Below are 16,260 nucleotides of genomic sequence, written 5' to 3'. Positions count from 1 at the left end.
TCCACGATCCCCTGACGGGACTGGTGGTCGCGACCGGCGGCCCGTTCGTGGGTGAGCCGATTCCCGCGAACGGGTAGGTGCGCGGGTATGACGGGATCCTCAGAGGAAGACCGGCCGGAGAACGGGTCGCCGCCCTCGCCCTCGACTCCGTCCGGTTCGGACCAACCCACACCCGCGACTCCGTACGAGCCTGACCAGCCCCCGGACGGTCGACCAGACCCACCCGAGGCGGCCGAACCACCAGGCGCCGACGACCTGGATCGGACCATCCCGATCCCCGAGTCCCCCGGTCCCATGCCCTCCACCGGTCCGCTGCCACCCAACGGCCCCGGCACGCTGCCACCCAACGGCCCACCCGACCCGGGCTTCGCCTCCGGCTCTCCATGGCCCCGCGACGAGCAACCGGGAGTCCCGCCCAGCCGCATGGGGGTCGAGGAGGAACGCAACTGGGCCCTCGCCGCGCACCTGGGAAGCTTCATCGCCGCCTACGTCGCGCTCGGCTTCCTCTGCCCGCTCATCGTCCTGCTCTCCAAGGGAAAGCTCTCACCGTTCGTCCGACACCACGCCATCGAGTCGCTGAACTTCCAGCTGACGGCCCTACTCGCGGCGATCATCGCGGGCCTGCTCGTGTTCGTGATCATCGGCCTGGTCCTGCTGCCGTTCCTCGGGATCGCGTATCTCGTCCTGGTCATCCTGGCGAGCATCGCTGCCCGGCGTGGCGAGTGGTACCGCTACCCGGTCACGATCCGTTTCCTCCGGTGACCGCAAACCCTATGACCGCGCCGACGCCTCCTGGACGCCCCATCCGAGCAGGTCGCGCACGACGGCGTCCGCGAGCAGCCGCCCCCGCAGGGTGAGGACGGCGCGTCCGTCGGCGAGGTGAGCGGGCTCGAGGAGGCCGTCGGCGGCGGCGTGCCGGGCGGCGGCCCGGCCGGGTTCGTCGAGGACGCCGACGTCGAGGCCGCCGGCGAGTCGAAGCTCCAACATCACCTGCTCCACCCGGCGGGTGTCGAGGTCGAGCACCTCACGAGCGTGCGCGGGACTCACACCCTCAGCCAGCCGGGCCGCGTAGGCCGCGGGGTGCTTGACGTTCCACCACCGCACACCGCCCACGTGGCTGTGCGCGCCCGGCCCGACGCCCCACCAGTTCGCACCGGTCCAGTACAGGAGGTTGTGCCGACACCGGGCCGCGTCGTCGCGCGCCCAGTTGGACACCTCGTACCACGTCAGGCCCGCCCGTCGAAGGGTCTCCTCGGCCTGCAGGTAACGGTCGGCGAGAACGTCCTCGTCGGCTTCGGTCAGCACTCCGCGCCGGATCTGCGCGGCCAGCCGGGTGCCGTCCTCGACGATCAGCGAGTACGCCGACACATGGTCGGGTTCGGCTCCGACGGCCGCGTCAAGGCTGGCTTGCCAGTCGTCGTCGGACTCTCCCGGCGTCCCGTAGATGAGGTCGAGGTTGACGTGTTCGAAGCCGGCGGCGCGGGCCTGCGCCACGCACTGCTCCGGACGTCCCGGGGTGTGCCGGCGCTCCAGGGTCGCGAGGACGTGGGGCCGGGCGCTCTGCATGCCGAAGGAGATCCGGTTGAAACCCTCCGCGCGCAACCGGTCGAGGTAGGCCTGGTCCACGCTCTCGGGATTGGCCTCCGTGGTCACCTCGACGTCGGGCGCGAGCCCGAACTCCGACTCGGCCGCTTTCAGGATCCGCCCCAGGTCCTCCGGGGGCAGCAGCGTCGGTGTACCCCCGCCGACGAACACCGTCGCGACCGGCGGGGCGGACGGCCCGAGGACGCGCCGAGCCATCCGGAGTTCGTCGATGGCGGCGTCGGCGTACGTCGCGCGGGAGGCGCCGGGAGTCGTGCCGAGTTCCTCGGCCGTGTAGGTGTTGAAGTCGCAGTAGCCGCACCGCGTCACACAGAACGGCACGTGCACGTAGAGCCCGAGCGGGCGTTCTCCGACGCCGACGAGCGCGGTCGGCGGCAGGCTGCCGTCGCTCGGGACGGGATCGCCGTCAGGCAGGGTCGAGGGCACCGCTCCATTGTGCTGCGAGGCTCCAACCAAGCACCCGCGCGGGGCCGTCCGGGCCGGATCCTGCCCGGCCGTGTCCGACGTCACTCGGTGACGGAACGTACCGCCTCACACACGTTTTGCCACCCGATGCCCGGCATTCCACGAAACCGCAGGTCAACACCCATGCAACAGGTCACGGGATGGTCTCGTTACCCTCGAACTCATTGATCTGAGCGATGACGGCCGGGTGAAGGGTTGGTGAACCAGGTCCGAGTCCGGCGGTCGCCCATCGCACCGAGCAAGGAGATCCATGGATCTGTCGAGAACAGCTCTCGTCCTCATCGACATGCAGAAGGAGAGCAAGTACGGCATCGAGAACGTGGACGGGGCTGTCGCGGCAGCGGTGCCGCTCATCGACGCGTGCCGGGAGTCCGGCGTCCGCGTCATCTACACGCGGCACATCGGACGGGTCGACGCGATCGGGCTTCCGAACAAGGAGGTCCTGGACGAGCAGGGCAGACCCGTCTACTACCGATCCGACTCCGAGAACATGCAGGTGATCGACGAGTTGGCCCCGCACCCCGAGGACATCGTCATCGACAAGCAGCGGTGGAGCGGTTTCTACGAGACCTCGCTCGACCTGATGCTGCGCAGCCTCGACATCAAACATCTGATCATCGGCGGTTTCGTGACCGACGGCTGCCTGATGACCACCGTGTTCGACGGCTACGCGCGGGATTACCAGATCAATCTCGTCAAGGACATCAGCGCCGCGACCAACAGCGGCTCCCACAAGGCCGCGATCCTCATGATGGCCAACTGGGTCTACGACATCGAGATCTTCGACTCCGCCGAGATGGTCAAGAAACTGCGCGGCGAAACCTACCGCTCATGGCAGTCCAGCGCCCCCGACCAGCTCCAGTTCACGGCAGAGACCCTCAACCCCGTCTTCGCCGAGCTCGGCTGAGTCGAGAGGAAGCCGACCCCCATGAGCAGAACCACCGAGACCGAGACCGAGCACGCCCAGGCCCTGCCGGAGACAGCGGAGTCGCACGACGTCACCGCGCGCGACCAACTCTGGCTCATCCTGGCTGCGATCCTGCCCTTCGCGATCGCCACCATCTGGTACGTGCAACGCTGAACCGACGTTCGGACAACTTCTCATATGACCACTAGCGAAACCGTTCTCCCGCTCACCCGCAAGGAAAGGCACGCAGGCTTCCTCTCCATATTCTGGCTCTGGGCCGGCGGCAACGTGTTGTTGACGAACTTCGTCTCGGGCAGTTCGTACGCGCTCGGTCTCGGGTTCTGGCCGATGCTCGTGATCACCGTCACCGGCTACTTGTTCGCACTCGCGTTCTGCTCGTGGGATTCGCAGCGCAGCGCGAGGTACGGCATCGACGAGATGGTGTCGCTGCGCCCGACGTTCGGCTATCACGGCTCGATCTATGGAGTCGTCGTCCTCGTAGGTGTGAACTTCGGCTGGGTCGGGATTCTCGCCTCCCTGGCTGGATCGGCGATGAAACTCGTCGTCCAGAATCTCGCCGGCGGGCTGACCTTCAGCGGCGACTACACCCTCTACGCGCTCGTCGTCGGTATCGTCCTTCCCCTGATCATCATCATGTTCAGCCAGAAGGCCGCATTCCAACTCTCGAAGATCACCGTGCCCATCCTGTTGGCGTTCGTCGCCTACATCGTCGTGCGGCTGGTCACCGGCGGCTACTGGACCAAGGTCACGACGACGCCCAGCAACGGATCGCAGTCCTGGATGAGCGCCTTCGAGATCATCTTCGCGTTCGCCATCTCCTGGTTTCCCTATCTCGGCTCCTGGAACCGTTTCGCCCGCAGGGAGCGGATCGGGTTCTGGGGCACCTACCTCGGTCTCGCGGTCACCGGCATCCTGTTCGCCGTGGTTGGCGGAATGGCGACATTGGCCACCGGGCAGACCGACCCCGCGTTGTGGTCGAACCAGCTCGACCTGGGGCTGGCGGCGCTCGTGATCATCATCCTCGGCACGGTGACCTCCGTGACGCATCTGCTCGGGTCGGGGTCCATGGGAATCCTGAGCGTCGCCCCGAAGTGGAACTACCGCTGGGTGTGTGTGATCGTGACGATCCCGTCGGCCATCTTCGTCTTCGCGACCTCGCTCCAGGAGATCTTCAACATCCTGCTGATCTTCGTCGGGCTCCTCGCCGGCCCCTACTGGGGTGTCGCCCTCACCGACTACTTCTTCCTGCGGAAGCAGAAGATCGACGTGCGCGCGTGCTACGACGTGAACGGTGCCTACCGCTACACCGGGGGCGTCAACCTCGTCGCCTTCGGGTGCATGGTCGTGGGCATGGCCGTCTGGATCTTCCTCGGCGGATGGCTCAGCGGCATGAGCCTGCTGACCTTCTCGGCCGGCGAATCCGTTTTCCGGTACACCTCCGCCACGCTGCCCTCGATGATCATCTCGGGATTGCTGTACTACGTGGTGGCGAAGGGGTTCTTCGCGACCTCCACGATGGGCGGGTATCGGCCGGTGTCAGGGCGGGCCGGTGGAGAACGCACGGGCACCCCGGTCCGCACGTAGGCGACGGACGGCCGGCCGGGACTCGACCCACCGAGTCCGGCCGGCACGGGGCTCCGCGCTGAAACGCGCTCGCGCGATCAGGCGGAGCAGCCTCAGGCGTAGAAGCTGTTGAGGATGTCGGCGTAGCGCTTCTCGACGACCTTGCGCTTGAGCTTCAGGCTCGGGGTCATCTCGCCGTCGTCGACGGTGAGGTCGTGATCCAGGATGGCGAACTTCTTGATCGTCTCCCAGCGGTTGAGCCGGGCGTTGAGCTGGTCGATGTAGCCCTGGACCATGGCCCGGACCGGTTCGGAGGTGACGATCTCGTCGTAGGTCTTGCCGCCCTGACCGTTCTCTCGCGCCCAGGACTCCATCGCGTCGGCATCGAGGGTCACCAACGCCGAGCAGAAGGTGCGTCCCTCGCCGTGCAGGACCATCTGGCTGGAGTACGGGCAGATCGCCTTGAACATCGTCTCGATCAGCTGCGGCGCGACGTACTTGCCGTTGGAGGTCTTGAAGAGGTCCTTCTTCCGGTCGGTGATGCGAAGCATCCCGTCTTCGATCTGGGCGATGTCGCCGGTGTGGAACCAGCCGTCGGGATCGAGGACCTCATCCGACAGCTCGGGCATCCCCTGGTAGCCGCTCATGACGCCCGGCCCCTTGACCAGCAGCTCACCGTCGTGCGCGATCCGCAGTTGCGTGCCCGGGAACACCATGCCGACCGTTCCGAACCGGAACCGCCCGGGCAGGTTCACCGCGGTCGCCGCGCTGGTCTCGGTGAGCCCGTAACCCTCGACGATGAGGATCCCGGCCGCGTGGAACCACTCGGCCAGATCCTGGCTGAGCGCGGCGGCGCCGGAGACGAAGAACCGCAGCCGGCCCCCGAACCGGTTGCGGATCTTGGCGAACACCAGCCGGTCGGCGACCTTGTGCTGGAGGGCGAGGACACCGGTCGCGTCCTTGCCCTGCTGGCGCAGCTCCGAGACCTTCCGGCCGACGCCGGTCGCCCAGCGGAAGAGCGCCGCCTTGGGACCGCCCTCGTGCTCGATGGTGGAGACGATCCGGCCGTGGGCCTTCTCGAAGATCCGGGGCGCCGCCGCCATGAAGGTCGGCTTCACCACGCCGACGTTCTCGATGATCCGGTCGACCCGGCCGTCGATGGCGGTGGCGAACCCGATCTGCAGCTGGGCCGTCACCAACACCTTGCCGAAGGAGTGGGCCAGTGGAAGCCAGAGGTACTGCAGGTCGCTCGGGAAGAGGATGCGTACGGCGTCGATGGCCGCGGCCTCGTAGGTCCAGCAGTCGTGGGTCAGCCGGACACCCTTGGGCTTCCCGGTCGTGCCGGAGGTGTAGATCAGGGTCGCGAGGCTGTCGGGGCGGATCGCCGCCACCGCCTGCTCGATCGCGTGGGGGTGCTCGGCGAGGTAGGCGGCGCCGCGCTCCTCGAGGCCGGCGAGCGTCATGACGCCCTCCGCCTCGTCGGTGACACGCCGTCGAAGGTCACCAGCGCGATGATCTCGGGCAGCTCGGAGCGGTGCTCGCGGATCTTCTTGAGCTGCTCGTCGTCCTCGGCGAAGACGATCCGGCTGTGCGAGTCGCCCAGGATGTAGCTCACCTCGGAGGAGGTGGTCGTGGGGTAGATCGTGGTGGTGGCGCCACCCGCACACATGACCGCGAGGTCGGCCAGCACCCACTCGTAGCGGGTGCTGGAGGCGATGGCGACTCGTTCCTCCGGCTGGATGCCGAGGGAGATCAGGCCCGCGGCGAGCTTGCGTACGTGCTCACCGGTCTCCCGCCAGGTCGTGGACGCCCAGCCACCGTCGACGGGGCGGCGGAACGCCTCCTCCTCCGGAGTCGCGGCGAACCGGTCGAGGATCAGCTGGGCAACCGTGGACGCGCGGTCGTCGACCTTCGACGGGTCGGGTCCGGGGTAGGTACCCCAGATCAGGTCACTGGACATCGCGAGCCTCCACCTCAAGGAGCTACAGCCAACGGCGACGGCCGGTAAACACCGGCCCAACTTCTACCGTAATGAGTGTGAAGTCATTCGCGCAGGCAGGACGGGACAATGCCCTCTTTCCGCCTGTGTGGCGGTAGCGACTGGACCGATGCTGGTCGCCGGCAGGGGCAGGGCCGGGCGGGCTACTTCTTCCCACTTGCCTCGGTGGTCGACAACGCGGCGATGAACGCCTCCTGCGGCACCTCGACGCGGCCGACCATCTTCATCCGCTTCTTACCTTCCTTCTGCTTCTCGAGCAGCTTGCGCTTTCGGGTGATGTCACCGCCGTAGCACTTGGCGAGGACGTCCTTACGGATGGCGCGGATGCTTTCCCGGGCGATGATCCGCGAGCCGATGGCGGCCTGGATGGGCACCTCGAACTGCTGCCGAGGAATGAGCTCCTTGAGCTTCTGCGCCATCGAGACGCCGTAGGAATAGGCCTTGTCCTTGTGCACGATCGCGCTGAACGCGTCGACGGGGTCGCCGTGGAGCAGGATGTCGACCTTCACGAGGTCGGCGACCTGTTCGCCGGTGGGTTCGTAGTCGAGGGAGGCGTACCCGCGGGTGCGGCTCTTCAGCGCGTCGAAGAAGTCGAAGACGATCTCCGCGAGCGGCAGCGTGTAGCGCATCTCGACGCGATCCTCGGACAGGTAGTCCATGCCCTGCAGCTGTCCGCGCCGGGACTGGCACAGCTCCATCACCGCGCCGATGAAGTCGGCCGGGGTCAGGATCGTGGCGCGTACGACAGGCTCGTACACCTCGGCGATCTTGCCGTGCGGGAACTCACTCGGGTTGGTGACGACGACCTCGCTGGCGTCCTCCATCACCACGCGGTAGACGACGTTGGGCGCGGTGGAGATGAGGTCGAGGTTGAACTCCCGCTCCAGGCGCTCGCGGACGATCTCCATGTGCAGCAGTCCGAGGAATCCGCAGCGGAACCCGAACCCGAGCGCACCGGAGGTCTCCGGCTCGTACAGCAGCGCGGCGTCGTTGAGCTGTAGCTTGTCGAGTGCCTCGCGCAGGTCGGGGTAGTCGTCGCCGTCGAGTGGATAGAGACCGGCGTAGACCATCGGGTTGGGATGGCGGTAGCCGGCGAGTGGGACGGTGGCGGCGTTTGCGGAGAGCGTCACGGTGTCACCGACGCGTGACTGCCGGACCTCCTTGACGCCGGTGATGATGTAGCCGACCTCACCGACGCCGAGCGAGTCGGACCGGGCGGGCTCGGGCGAGATGACCCCGACCTCGAGCGTTTCGTGGGAAGCCTTCGTCGACATCATGAGCACCCGCTGCCGGTTGCCGATGTTGCCGTCGACGACGCGGATGTAGGTGACGACGCCGCGGTAGGTGTCGTAGACGGAGTCGAAGATCAGCGCCCGCGGCGCCGCGTCGGGATCGCCCTCGGGTGGTGGGACCTGCGCGATGATCTCGTTGAGGAGGTGCTCCACGCCCTCGCCGGTCTTGGCGGAGACCCGCAGCACGTCGCTCTCCTCGCAGCCGATGATCCGGGCGAGCTCCGCGGCGTACTTCTCCGGCTGCGCGGACGGCAGGTCGATCTTGTTGAGCACCGGGATGATGTGCAGGTCGGCGTCGAGCGCGAGGTAGAGGTTGGCGAGGGTCTGCGCCTCGATTCCCTGCGCGGCGTCCACCAGCAGGATCGCGCCCTCACACGCCGCCAGCGAACGCGACACCTCGTAGGTGAAGTCGACGTGACCCGGAGTGTCGATGAGGTTGAGGATGTAGGCCGAACCTGCACCCGCGCCGGCGGTCGCCTCGAACGGCAGGCGTACGGCCTGGCTCTTGATGGTGATGCCGCGCTCGCGCTCGATGTCCATCCGGTCGAGGTACTGCGCACGCATCGCCCGCTCGTCGACCACTCCGGTGAGCTGGAGCATGCGGTCGGCGAGCGTCGACTTGCCGTGATCGATGTGGGCGATGATGCAGAAGTTCCGGATCATCGCCGGATCGGTCTGGCCGGGCTGCGGCACGGACGCTGGTACGGGCACGGACGGTCCATTCGCTTCGGTGGGGGAACGTGGTTCATCATCCCACGCGCTGGCGCTACCTGATCTGCTGACCGATCTGGACGTACGCCGTTCTGGCCGACGCGCTGTCCGGATCGCCCGAATCGCCGGGTCTCGCCGGGTGTCGCCTGGTCTCGCCGGTACTGACGTGGCTCGGGGACGACCGCGCGGGCGCTCGCCCCGGACCGCGCCTTCGGCGGCCCCCTCCGCCAGCGTAAACACGTTGCCCCTCCACCCGGCGGTGGACAGGATCTCCGCATGAACAGCCGGCCACCCACGAGCATCGCGTCCACATCCGGCACACCGGCGGCGGCGACCGCGCCCAGCGCGACGGCGAGGACCGGAACCCGCGCCGCGGGGGTGCGACTGCCCTACGACGCGCTCCCCCACGTGGTCCGCGGCTGGGTCGAGCGCGAGCTCGGCTCCTCGGTGGTCTCGGCCGTCTCCCAGAGCGGTGGCTTCTCACCCGGGCCGGCCGCCCGGCTGGTCACCGCTGGTGGCCGGCGCGCGTTCGTGAAGGCGGTGGGTTCCGCGCTCAACCCCGACAGCCCACGCATCCTGCGCGCCGAGGTGGCGGCGATGCGGGCGTTGCCGGAGCTGCCATGGCTGCCCCGCGTCTACGCGACGTACGACGACGGCGACTGGATCGCCCTCCTGCTGGAGGACGTCGACGGGCGGGAGCCCCCGCACCCCTGGGTCGACGAGGACGTCGACCTCGTGCTCGGTGCCCTCGCCGAGCTCACCTCCGCGCTCACCCCCACGCCCTGGCCGGACGCACCCCGGCTGGAGGACAACAGCACCTTCAGCGGCGGCTGGGCGACCCTGTCGAAGGCGCCGCCCGACGACCTCGACCCGTGGGCGCTCGCACACCTGGACCGGCTCGCCACGAGCGGCGAACGCGCACGCCTGCTCGTGTCCGGTGAGTCGCTCGTCCACTGGGACATCCGGGCCGACAACCTCCTCATCACAGACGCGGGGCGGGTGGTGTTCGTCGACTGGGCCTGGGCCGCGAAGGGCGCCGGCTGGGTCGACACCGCGATCACCTGCCTCGACCTGGTGACCAGCGGTACGACCGTGGACGTCGACGCCCTGCTGGCGCGACACCCGCTCACCGGCGACGTCGATCCCGACGACGTGACCACCCTCGTCGAGGCGGTGACCGGCATGCTCACCGAGCGATCGCGGCAGCCGGCTCCCCCGGGCCTCCCCACCCTGCGGACCTACCAGCGGACGACCGCGGACGCGCTACTGGCCTGGTTGCGCCGGCGGCGCGGCTGAGTGGCCAACCGGCATCGCGGGTGGTTGCAGAGACAGGAGCGACCAGGGGCACTGCCGTGGCTCACGGCAGCCGATGGGTTGTGATCTGGTCTCGATCCGCTCGCGACACTTGCCCCCGGTGTGCGCGATTGGTAGTGGTAGGCGTACAGAACGTGCACATCGGCGCAAGGGGGGACTCGTGGGGGGAAGGCCGAAGATCCGACGGCGGGGCGCACCCGCGCAGGAGCGACGGGATTCGTCGATACCGGTGAGGCGGTCGCGACCATGCTGACCCGCACCGGGTTCCGGTTCAGTCCCCGAGGCACCTACGCCGCCTGCCTCGCCGCCACCGAGCCCACGAGGTGGCACGTCGAGCACTGGCCGCTGGATCCGGCGGAGCCACCGCGGCCCGTTCCCGGCCTGGCACCCGCCGGTCCGCAGGCGCAGACGCTGCCCCTCGACGACGGCGGCGTCCTTCTTCACCACGTCGGGCCGGACCGGCACGAGATCATCCTGGGCCGTCCCGACGAGCCGGCACGACGGCTCGCCACCCTGCCCGCACTCGGCCTGCAGCTACTCCCGCACCCGTCCCACGACGCGCTGGCCATGGCGATCACCACCCGGTCCGACCCGTCCTCGACGCTGTGGCAACTCGGCCCGGGCGACGCCGTACCGCGACCCGTCCGCACCGTCCCCGGCCTGGTCATCGGCGGGACGTGGCTGGACCCGGCTGGCCATCGGCTCGCCGTCAACCGTGCCCACGAGGGGCGTCTCACCTGTGTCGCGATCGACCTGGAGACCGGCGTCCTGGAAGCTCTGTGGCCAGAGAACCCGAGCCTGCGGCTGCTCTTCGCCGTCCCGTCCGCGGGGCTGTTCGTGGTGGCGGACGACGGTGGGCGGGTCGGTTGGGCGGCGACCCCCGGTGGGCCGGTCCAGTGGCCCGCCGACCTCAACGGTCCACACAACCCGTGGCCCCTGGCCGCGGACGTGACCGGCGAGCAGGTCGCCGTCCGGGCGGACGGCGGAGGCCGGTCGCACCTGCTCATCTACCGCCGCCACACCAACACCGTCGTGACGCTGCCACTTCCTCCCGGCCATCTCGGCGGCGCCGCGGCGTGGACGCCGACCGGCCTGCGCTTCGCCTTCACCGGGCCGGACCGGCAGACCGGGATCGCCGAGGTCACCCCGGGAGCGGCGGGCTCGTTCCGGCTGCTGGCGGGGCCGACCGCCCCCGGTGTGACCGCGGCCGCGATGTAGGCCGCCCCGCACCCAGCCGCGACACCAGGCGAGCCGAACTGCCAGGATCGCCGGATGAGCGCACCTCGCCCACCGGTGCCCTACGGCGCCACCGCTGTCCGGCCGCACTGGACCGACCTGCCCGAGCGGCTCCGGGAGCGGATCCAGGAACGCCTGGGCGGCACGGTCGTCGCGGCGGCGAGCCAGGACTCGGGCTTCACACCGGGATTCGCGTCCCGGCTGGTCTACGCCACAGGTGAACGCGCGTTCGTCAAGGCGGTGTCGACGCGGATGAGTCCGGCGATCGCCGACTCCTACGCCGCCGAGGCACGCACCGCCGCGAAGCTTCCGGCGGCGGTGCCGGCACCTCGGTTGCGCTGGACCCTGGAGGAGTTGGAGTGGGTGGTGCTGTGCTTCGACGACGTACCCGGCCACCCGCCGGTCCGGCCCTGGCAGCCACGTGAGCTCACCGACGTCCTCACCGCGCTCACCTCACTGGCCGAGACGTTGACCCCCGCACCTGCCGGGCTGCTCCTCCCGGAGGCGCGGGACTGGCTGGTCCAGGACTTCGGCTACTGGCGGGACCTGCTGCGCGACAACGGAGGAACGCCCAACCAGCAGGTCTTCGAACTCGCCGCCCTGGAGAAGAGCGCACCCGACGCGCTTCGCGGGGAGGCGGTCGTCCACTGTGACCTCCGTGACGACAACGTCCTCGTCGGTGACGACGGCACCGTGTGGTTCTGCGACTGGAACTGGCCGAGTCGTGGACCGGCCTGGCTCGACCTGGTGACACTGCTGATCTCCGTACGAGGGGACGGGTACGACGCGGACGCCCTCCTCGCCGCCCACCCGCTGGGCGAGAGCGCCGACGCCGATGCGGTCGACGCCGTACTCGCCGGACTGAGCGGGTACTTCACCCGCGAGTCGCTGCAACCGAAGACGGCGGGATCGCCCTACCTGCGTGCCCACCAGGCATGGTACGCCGAGGCCACGCTGTCCTGGCTCGCGGTCCGCCGGGGCTGGGTCGGCTGAGGGGTCGGCTGAGGGTCGACCCCGGCCGCCCTCCGGCAAGCCCGTAGGGGAAAGGCATCCGAAGGTTCGTCCGCGAGTCGGACGGCACGAAGCCTCCGGGGCACTAGCGTCGTCTCGTGTCCGTGATCTCGATCCATGGCCTCACGAAGAGGTTCCCGAGCGTCACCGCGCTCGACCAGTTGACGGTCGACGTCGGTCCCGGTGTGACGGGGCTCGTCGGTGCCAACGGCGCCGGCAAGTCGACCCTGATCAAGATCCTGCTCGGCCTGCAGCCGGCCACTGCTGGCGACGCGACGGTCCTCGACCTCGACGTCGCGACGCAGGGCCCGGCGATCCGGGACCGAGTGGGTTACATGCCCGAGCACGACTGCCTGCCACCAGACATGTCGGCGACGGAGTTCGTCGTCCACATGGCCCGGATGTCGGGCCTGCCGGCGGCGAGCGCACGTGAACGTACGGCCGACACGCTGCGGCATGTCGGCCTCTACGAGGAGCGCTACCGCCCGATCGGCGGCTACTCGACGGGCATGCGGCAGCGGGTCAAGCTCGCGCAGGCTCTCGTCCACGACCCCCGACTCGTCTTCCTCGACGAGCCGACCAACGGCCTCGACCCGGCCGGCCGCGACGACATGCTCGGGCTCATCCGCCGGATCGGCACGGACTTCCAGATCTCCGTCCTGGTCACCTCCCACCTGCTCGGCGAGCTGGAGCGGATCTGCGACCAGGTGGTGATCATCGACGGCGGGAAGCTGCTGCGCGCCTCCTCGACGGCCGACTTCACCCGCGCCACCCAGGTGCTGGTCGTGGAGGCCGTGTCATTCGAGTCCGACCCGAACCTCACGGCGGCCCGGGACCGGCTGGGGCAGGCGCTCGCCGACCGCGGGTTCCGGGTGGTTCCTGACGGGCGGCTGTTGATGATCGACATCGCCCGTGAGGAGACCTTCGACGTCGTACGCGACACCGCCGCCGAACTCGACCTCGGCCTGGTGCGGATGGAACAGCGTCGGCACCGCATCGAGGAGATTTTCCGGGACGACGCCGCGGCCCACCAGACCGGTGGCCAGGTCGAAGGAGGAGCGCACCGTGTCGGTACCCCCTGAAGTCGCGTCCTACGGCGCTCCGGCCGGTGTGATCCACGACATCGGCTACCGGCGCTACGACGGACCCCGACTCAGCCGCGGCTACATCCTGCGGTCACTGTTCGTCCAGAGTCTGCGCTCGACCTACGGGCTCGGCCGCACCGCGAAGTCGAAGATCCTGCCGTTCCTGCTCGGCGCGGTCATGGTGTTGCCGGCGGGGATCCTCGTCGCCGTCACGATCGCGCTCAAGCCCGAGAATCCGCTGGTTCCCTACACGCGGTACGCCATCTTCACCCAGGCGGTCATCGGCATCTTCGCGGCCGCCCAGGCGCCCCAGCTCTTCTCCCGGGACCTGCGCTTCCGCACGATCACGCTGTACTTCTCCCGGCCGCTCGTCCGACTCGACTACGTGGTCGCGAAGTACGGCGCGCTCGTCGCCTCGCTGTTCATCCTGATGGCTGTGCCCCTGGTGCTGATGTACGTCGGCGCACTTCTCGCGAAGTACCCGTTCGGCTCCCAGACGAAGGGGTTCCTCGAAGGACTGGCCGGCATCGCCATCCTCGCTCTCATCCTCGCCGGCATCGCGGCCGTGATCGCCGCGCTCACCACGCGACGCGGGTTCGGCGTGGCCGCCATCATCACCGTTCTCACCGTCTCCTACGCCGGGTCCAACCTGGTCGGCGTCATCCTCAGCGAGCAGGGCCAGCAGGGAGCGGCCGGTTACGCCGGACTGTTCTCCCCCGTCACGCTGGTCGACGGCGTCCAGGTGATCGCCCTCGGCGCCCAAAGCTCCGGTGCCGTACCTCCGCCGGACGGCGCGCTCGGCACGGTCGCCTACCTGCTGGTGACCGCGGTGGTCGTGGTCGGCGCCTTCGGTCTCCTGCTGCTCCGCTACCGGAAGGTGGCCGCCTCATGAGCGTGCTACGTCTCGACCACGTCTCTCGTTGGTACGGCAACGTCGTCGCGGTCAACGACGTCGCGATGACGATCGGGCCGGGCGTCACCGGGCTCCTCGGGCCCAACGGAGCGGGCAAGTCGACCCTCATCCACATGATGGGCGGCTTCCTCTCCCCCTCCGCGGGCACTGTCACGCTGGACGGGGAGAAGGTCTGGCGCAACCAGGCGGCCTACCGCCACATCGGACTCGTCCCCGAACGCGAAGCCCTCTACGACAACCTCACCGGCTGGGAGTTCGTCCTCGCGAACGCGAAACTGCACCGGCTCGCCGACCCCGAGGCCGCCGCCAAAGAGGCGATCGCGACGGTCGAGATGGCGTCGGCCCAGAAACGCGCCGTCGGCACGTACTCCAAGGGCATGAAGCAACGGATCAAGATGGCGACCGCGCTGGTTCACCGTCCGTCCGTGCTTCTGCTGGACGAGCCGTTCAACGGCATGGACCCGCGCCAGCGGCTGCACCTCATGGACCTGCTGCGGGCGATGGGCGCGGCCGGTCGCACGGTGCTGTTCAGCTCCCACATCCTCGAGGAGGTCGAGCAGGTCGCCTCCCACATCGAGGTCGTGGTGGCCGGACGGCATGCCGCCTCCGGCGACTTCCGGGAGATCCGCCGGCTGATGATCGACCGGCCGCACCAGTACGTCATCCGCTCCAGTGACGACCGCAAGCTCGCGTCGGCGCTCATCGCCGACGGATCCTCCGCGGGCGTCGAACTCGACGCCCGGGAGCGCTGCCTGCGCGTGCAGGCGGTCGACTTCGCCCGCTTCACCTGGCTCGTGCCGCAGGTGGCCCGCGCCGCCGGTGTCCGGCTCTACGAGATCTCGCCGTCCGACGAGTCCCTCGAGAGCGTCTTCTCCTACCTCATCACCGCGTGAGGCCCGCCGAGATGAGAGACCCCGCCGAGATGAGAGTCCAATGAACGCCACCATCGCCCGGCTCACCACCAGCACCCTGCTCGGGAAGCGACGCGTACTCCTGCTGTTCGTCCTACCGGCGGTGCTGGTCCTGCTCGCGGTCCTGCTGCGGCTCGTGACGGGCCCGAGCCTCCAGGTCGGTACGACGCTTCTCCAGACGTTCGCGCTCGGCACCATCGTGCCGCTGCTCGGCCTCATCGCCGGGACGGGCGTGATCGGGCCGGAGATCGACGACGGCTCGATCATCTACGTACTCGCCAAGCCGATGCCGCGCCCGACGATCATCCTGACGAAGCTCGCGGTGTCGGTGGGATGCCTGGTGGTGTTCGCCGCCGTGCCCACGCTGATCGCCGGGGTGATCATGTCTGGGTTCGACGACGGGGTCGCGGTCGCCTTCGCGGTGGCCGCCGCCGTTGCCGGACTCGCCTACAGCGCGGTCTTCCTGATGCTGGCCGTGGTCACCAAGCACGCCGTCGTCTTCGGCCTCATCTACGCGCTGATCTGGGAGAGCCTGGTCGGCGGGTTCGTCCCCGGTGCGCAGGTCCTCAGCATCCAGCAGTGGGCGCTCGCGGTCGCCGACACCCTGATCTCCAGGGACAGCATCGAGGCGGCGGTCGGGCTCGGGACAGGTGTCATCCTGCTCGCGTTGACGATCGTGGTGGCGACGTGGTTCGCGGGCGAGCGGCTGCGCTCCCTCACCCTCACCGAGACGGAGTAGTCGACGCCCAACCCCGCGTCACCGACCGGGCACCGCGCCCGGCGGGCGAGTCACCTTAAGGGTGGATTCGGGGGGATCCGCCGCAGGGTTAGGTCCTTGTCCGCTCGACTGGTACGCTCTTCATTCGCGCGGGGGTTCAGCCTGCCGTGCAACTCCCATCCGTACGACGTGCGATCGAGGCTTCAGCTCAGTGGCGAACATCAAGTCCCAGATCAAGCGGATCAAGCAGAACGAGACCCACCGCCTTCGCAACAAGTCGGTCCGGTCCTCGCTGCGGACGGCGATTCGCAACTTCAGCCAGGCTGCCGAGGCTGGCGACAGCGCGAAGGCACAGGAACTCGCGCGGACGGCTGGTCGCCTTCTGGACAAGGCGACTTCCAAGGGCGTCCTGCACAAGAACCAGGCCGCCAACAAGAAGTCCGCGATCTTCAAGAAGGCCGCTGCGCTCTAGGCAACGCCTGGTAGCGCCCCTTCTCACGATCACGTAAGAG

The 16,260-nt window shown here is 68.8% G+C and carries 16 protein-coding genes; 12 read left to right on the top strand and 4 right to left on the bottom strand.

The features are described from left to right. Window positions 1–87: 87 nt before the first annotated feature. Window positions 88–762 (top strand): DUF4870 domain-containing protein, encoded by a 675-nt coding sequence (locus HEB94_RS51125; RefSeq protein WP_238361632.1) that lies wholly within the window; start codon window positions 88–90, stop codon window positions 760–762. A 9-nt stretch (window positions 763–771) separates the two neighbouring features. Here HEB94_RS51125 and hemW read toward each other — a convergent pair whose 3' ends face one another. Next, complete coding sequence (gene hemW / locus HEB94_RS26980) at window positions 772–2,028, bottom strand: radical SAM family heme chaperone HemW (protein ID WP_192752493.1); 1,257 nt, start codon at window positions 2,026–2,028, stop codon at window positions 772–774. A 289-nt stretch (window positions 2,029–2,317) separates the two neighbouring features. Between hemW and HEB94_RS26975 the strand changes: the two genes are divergently transcribed. Genes HEB94_RS26975 through HEB94_RS26965 form a run of 3 tightly spaced genes read left to right on the top strand, consistent with a single transcriptional unit; the run spans window position 2,318 to window position 4,579 of the window. Beyond that, window positions 2,318–2,974: a cysteine hydrolase family protein gene (locus tag HEB94_RS26975; protein ID WP_192752492.1), complete on the top strand. Its 657-nt coding sequence runs from the start codon at window positions 2,318–2,320 to the stop codon at window positions 2,972–2,974. Window positions 2,975–2,995: 21 nt separating this feature from the next. Continuing rightward, entirely contained in the window at window positions 2,996–3,148 is a 153-nt protein-coding gene (locus HEB94_RS26970; protein WP_192752491.1) for a hypothetical protein, read from the top strand. Window positions 3,149–3,172: 24 nt separating this feature from the next. Continuing rightward, entirely contained in the window at window positions 3,173–4,579 is a 1,407-nt protein-coding gene (locus tag HEB94_RS26965; protein ID WP_192752490.1) for a purine-cytosine permease family protein, read from the top strand. A 92-nt stretch (window positions 4,580–4,671) separates the two neighbouring features. Here the strand turns inward: HEB94_RS26965 and HEB94_RS26960 are convergent, their stop codons facing one another. From HEB94_RS26960 to lepA, 3 genes are all read right to left on the bottom strand, one after another. After that, window positions 4,672–6,021, bottom strand: coding sequence for an AMP-dependent synthetase/ligase (locus HEB94_RS26960; protein WP_273376489.1), 1,350 nt, complete (start codon window positions 6,019–6,021; stop codon window positions 4,672–4,674). Beyond that, a complete protein-coding gene (locus HEB94_RS52740; protein WP_273376486.1) occupies window positions 6,018–6,518 on the bottom strand; it encodes an AMP-binding protein in 501 nt (166 codons plus the stop codon). The genes HEB94_RS26960 and HEB94_RS52740 overlap by 4 nt, the downstream gene beginning before the upstream one ends. Before the next feature lie 182 nt (window positions 6,519–6,700). Continuing rightward, window positions 6,701–8,512 (bottom strand): translation elongation factor 4, encoded by a 1,812-nt coding sequence (gene lepA, locus HEB94_RS26955; protein WP_192756689.1) that lies wholly within the window; start codon window positions 8,510–8,512, stop codon window positions 6,701–6,703. Window positions 8,513–8,836: 324 nt separating this feature from the next. Between lepA and HEB94_RS26950 the strand changes: the two genes are divergently transcribed. From HEB94_RS26950 to rpsT, 8 genes are all read left to right on the top strand, one after another. Continuing rightward, a complete protein-coding gene (locus tag HEB94_RS26950; protein ID WP_192752489.1) occupies window positions 8,837–9,856 on the top strand; it encodes an aminoglycoside phosphotransferase family protein in 1,020 nt (339 codons plus the stop codon). Between the two features lie 264 nt (window positions 9,857–10,120). Beyond that, window positions 10,121–11,092, top strand: a complete 972-nt coding sequence (locus tag HEB94_RS26945; RefSeq protein WP_192752488.1) for a hypothetical protein — start codon at window positions 10,121–10,123, stop codon at window positions 11,090–11,092. A gap of 54 nt (window positions 11,093–11,146) precedes the next feature. After that, complete coding sequence (locus HEB94_RS26940; RefSeq protein WP_192752487.1) at window positions 11,147–12,103, top strand: phosphotransferase family protein; 957 nt, start codon at window positions 11,147–11,149, stop codon at window positions 12,101–12,103. Window positions 12,104–12,219: 116 nt separating this feature from the next. Further along, complete coding sequence (locus tag HEB94_RS26935) at window positions 12,220–13,203, top strand: ATP-binding cassette domain-containing protein (protein WP_192752486.1); 984 nt, start codon at window positions 12,220–12,222, stop codon at window positions 13,201–13,203. Beyond that, window positions 13,187–14,098 carry an ABC transporter permease gene (locus tag HEB94_RS26930; protein ID WP_192752485.1) on the top strand — a complete coding sequence of 304 codons (912 nt, stop codon included), beginning with the start codon at window positions 13,187–13,189 and terminating at the stop codon, window positions 14,096–14,098. Before HEB94_RS26935 ends, HEB94_RS26930 begins: the two co-directional genes overlap by 17 nt. Further along, window positions 14,095–15,012 (top strand): ABC transporter ATP-binding protein, encoded by a 918-nt coding sequence (locus tag HEB94_RS26925; protein ID WP_192752484.1) that lies wholly within the window; start codon window positions 14,095–14,097, stop codon window positions 15,010–15,012. The genes HEB94_RS26930 and HEB94_RS26925 overlap by 4 nt, the downstream gene beginning before the upstream one ends. Window positions 15,013–15,052: 40 nt before the next feature. Continuing rightward, window positions 15,053–15,769, top strand: coding sequence for an ABC transporter permease (locus HEB94_RS26920; protein WP_192752483.1), 717 nt, complete (start codon window positions 15,053–15,055; stop codon window positions 15,767–15,769). 190 nt (window positions 15,770–15,959) lie between these two features. Then, window positions 15,960–16,220 carry a 30S ribosomal protein S20 gene (rpsT, locus tag HEB94_RS26915; RefSeq protein ID WP_192752482.1) on the top strand — a complete coding sequence of 87 codons (261 nt, stop codon included), beginning with the start codon at window positions 15,960–15,962 and terminating at the stop codon, window positions 16,218–16,220. Window positions 16,221–16,260: the final 40 nt, after the last annotated feature.

The organism is Actinopolymorpha pittospori (assembly GCF_014873875.1).
Lineage (GTDB): Bacteria > Actinomycetota > Actinomycetes > Propionibacteriales > Actinopolymorphaceae > Actinopolymorpha > Actinopolymorpha pittospori.
The sequence above is the reverse complement of the archived record's forward strand: the minus strand, read 5'-3'. Positions and strand labels throughout refer to the sequence as shown.

What these genes read in the sequence shown, in the direction of transcription:
- HEB94_RS26920 (WP_192752483.1), top strand. Translation starts at nt 15,053, where the DNA reads ATGAACGCCACCATCGCCCGGCTCACCACCAGCACCCTGCTCGGGAAG.
- HEB94_RS26970 (WP_192752491.1), top strand. Translation starts at nt 2,996, where the DNA reads ATGAGCAGAACCACCGAGACCGAGACCGAGCACGCCCAGGCCCTGCCG.
- HEB94_RS52740 (WP_273376486.1), bottom strand. Translation starts at nt 6,518, where the DNA reads ATGTCCAGTGACCTGATCTGGGGTACCTACCCCGGACCCGACCCGTCG.
- HEB94_RS26945 (WP_192752488.1), top strand. Translation starts at nt 10,121, where the DNA reads ATGCTGACCCGCACCGGGTTCCGGTTCAGTCCCCGAGGCACCTACGCC.
- HEB94_RS26960 (WP_273376489.1), bottom strand. Translation starts at nt 6,021, where the DNA reads ATGACGCTCGCCGGCCTCGAGGAGCGCGGCGCCGCCTACCTCGCCGAG.
- HEB94_RS51125 (WP_238361632.1), top strand. Translation starts at nt 88, where the DNA reads ATGACGGGATCCTCAGAGGAAGACCGGCCGGAGAACGGGTCGCCGCCC.
- HEB94_RS26940 (WP_192752487.1), top strand. Translation starts at nt 11,147, where the DNA reads ATGAGCGCACCTCGCCCACCGGTGCCCTACGGCGCCACCGCTGTCCGG.
- HEB94_RS26950 (WP_192752489.1), top strand. Translation starts at nt 8,837, where the DNA reads ATGAACAGCCGGCCACCCACGAGCATCGCGTCCACATCCGGCACACCG.
- lepA (WP_192756689.1), bottom strand. Translation starts at nt 8,512, where the DNA reads ATGATCCGGAACTTCTGCATCATCGCCCACATCGATCACGGCAAGTCG.
- HEB94_RS26975 (WP_192752492.1), top strand. Translation starts at nt 2,318, where the DNA reads ATGGATCTGTCGAGAACAGCTCTCGTCCTCATCGACATGCAGAAGGAG.
- HEB94_RS26925 (WP_192752484.1), top strand. Translation starts at nt 14,095, where the DNA reads ATGAGCGTGCTACGTCTCGACCACGTCTCTCGTTGGTACGGCAACGTC.
- HEB94_RS26965 (WP_192752490.1), top strand. Translation starts at nt 3,173, where the DNA reads ATGACCACTAGCGAAACCGTTCTCCCGCTCACCCGCAAGGAAAGGCAC.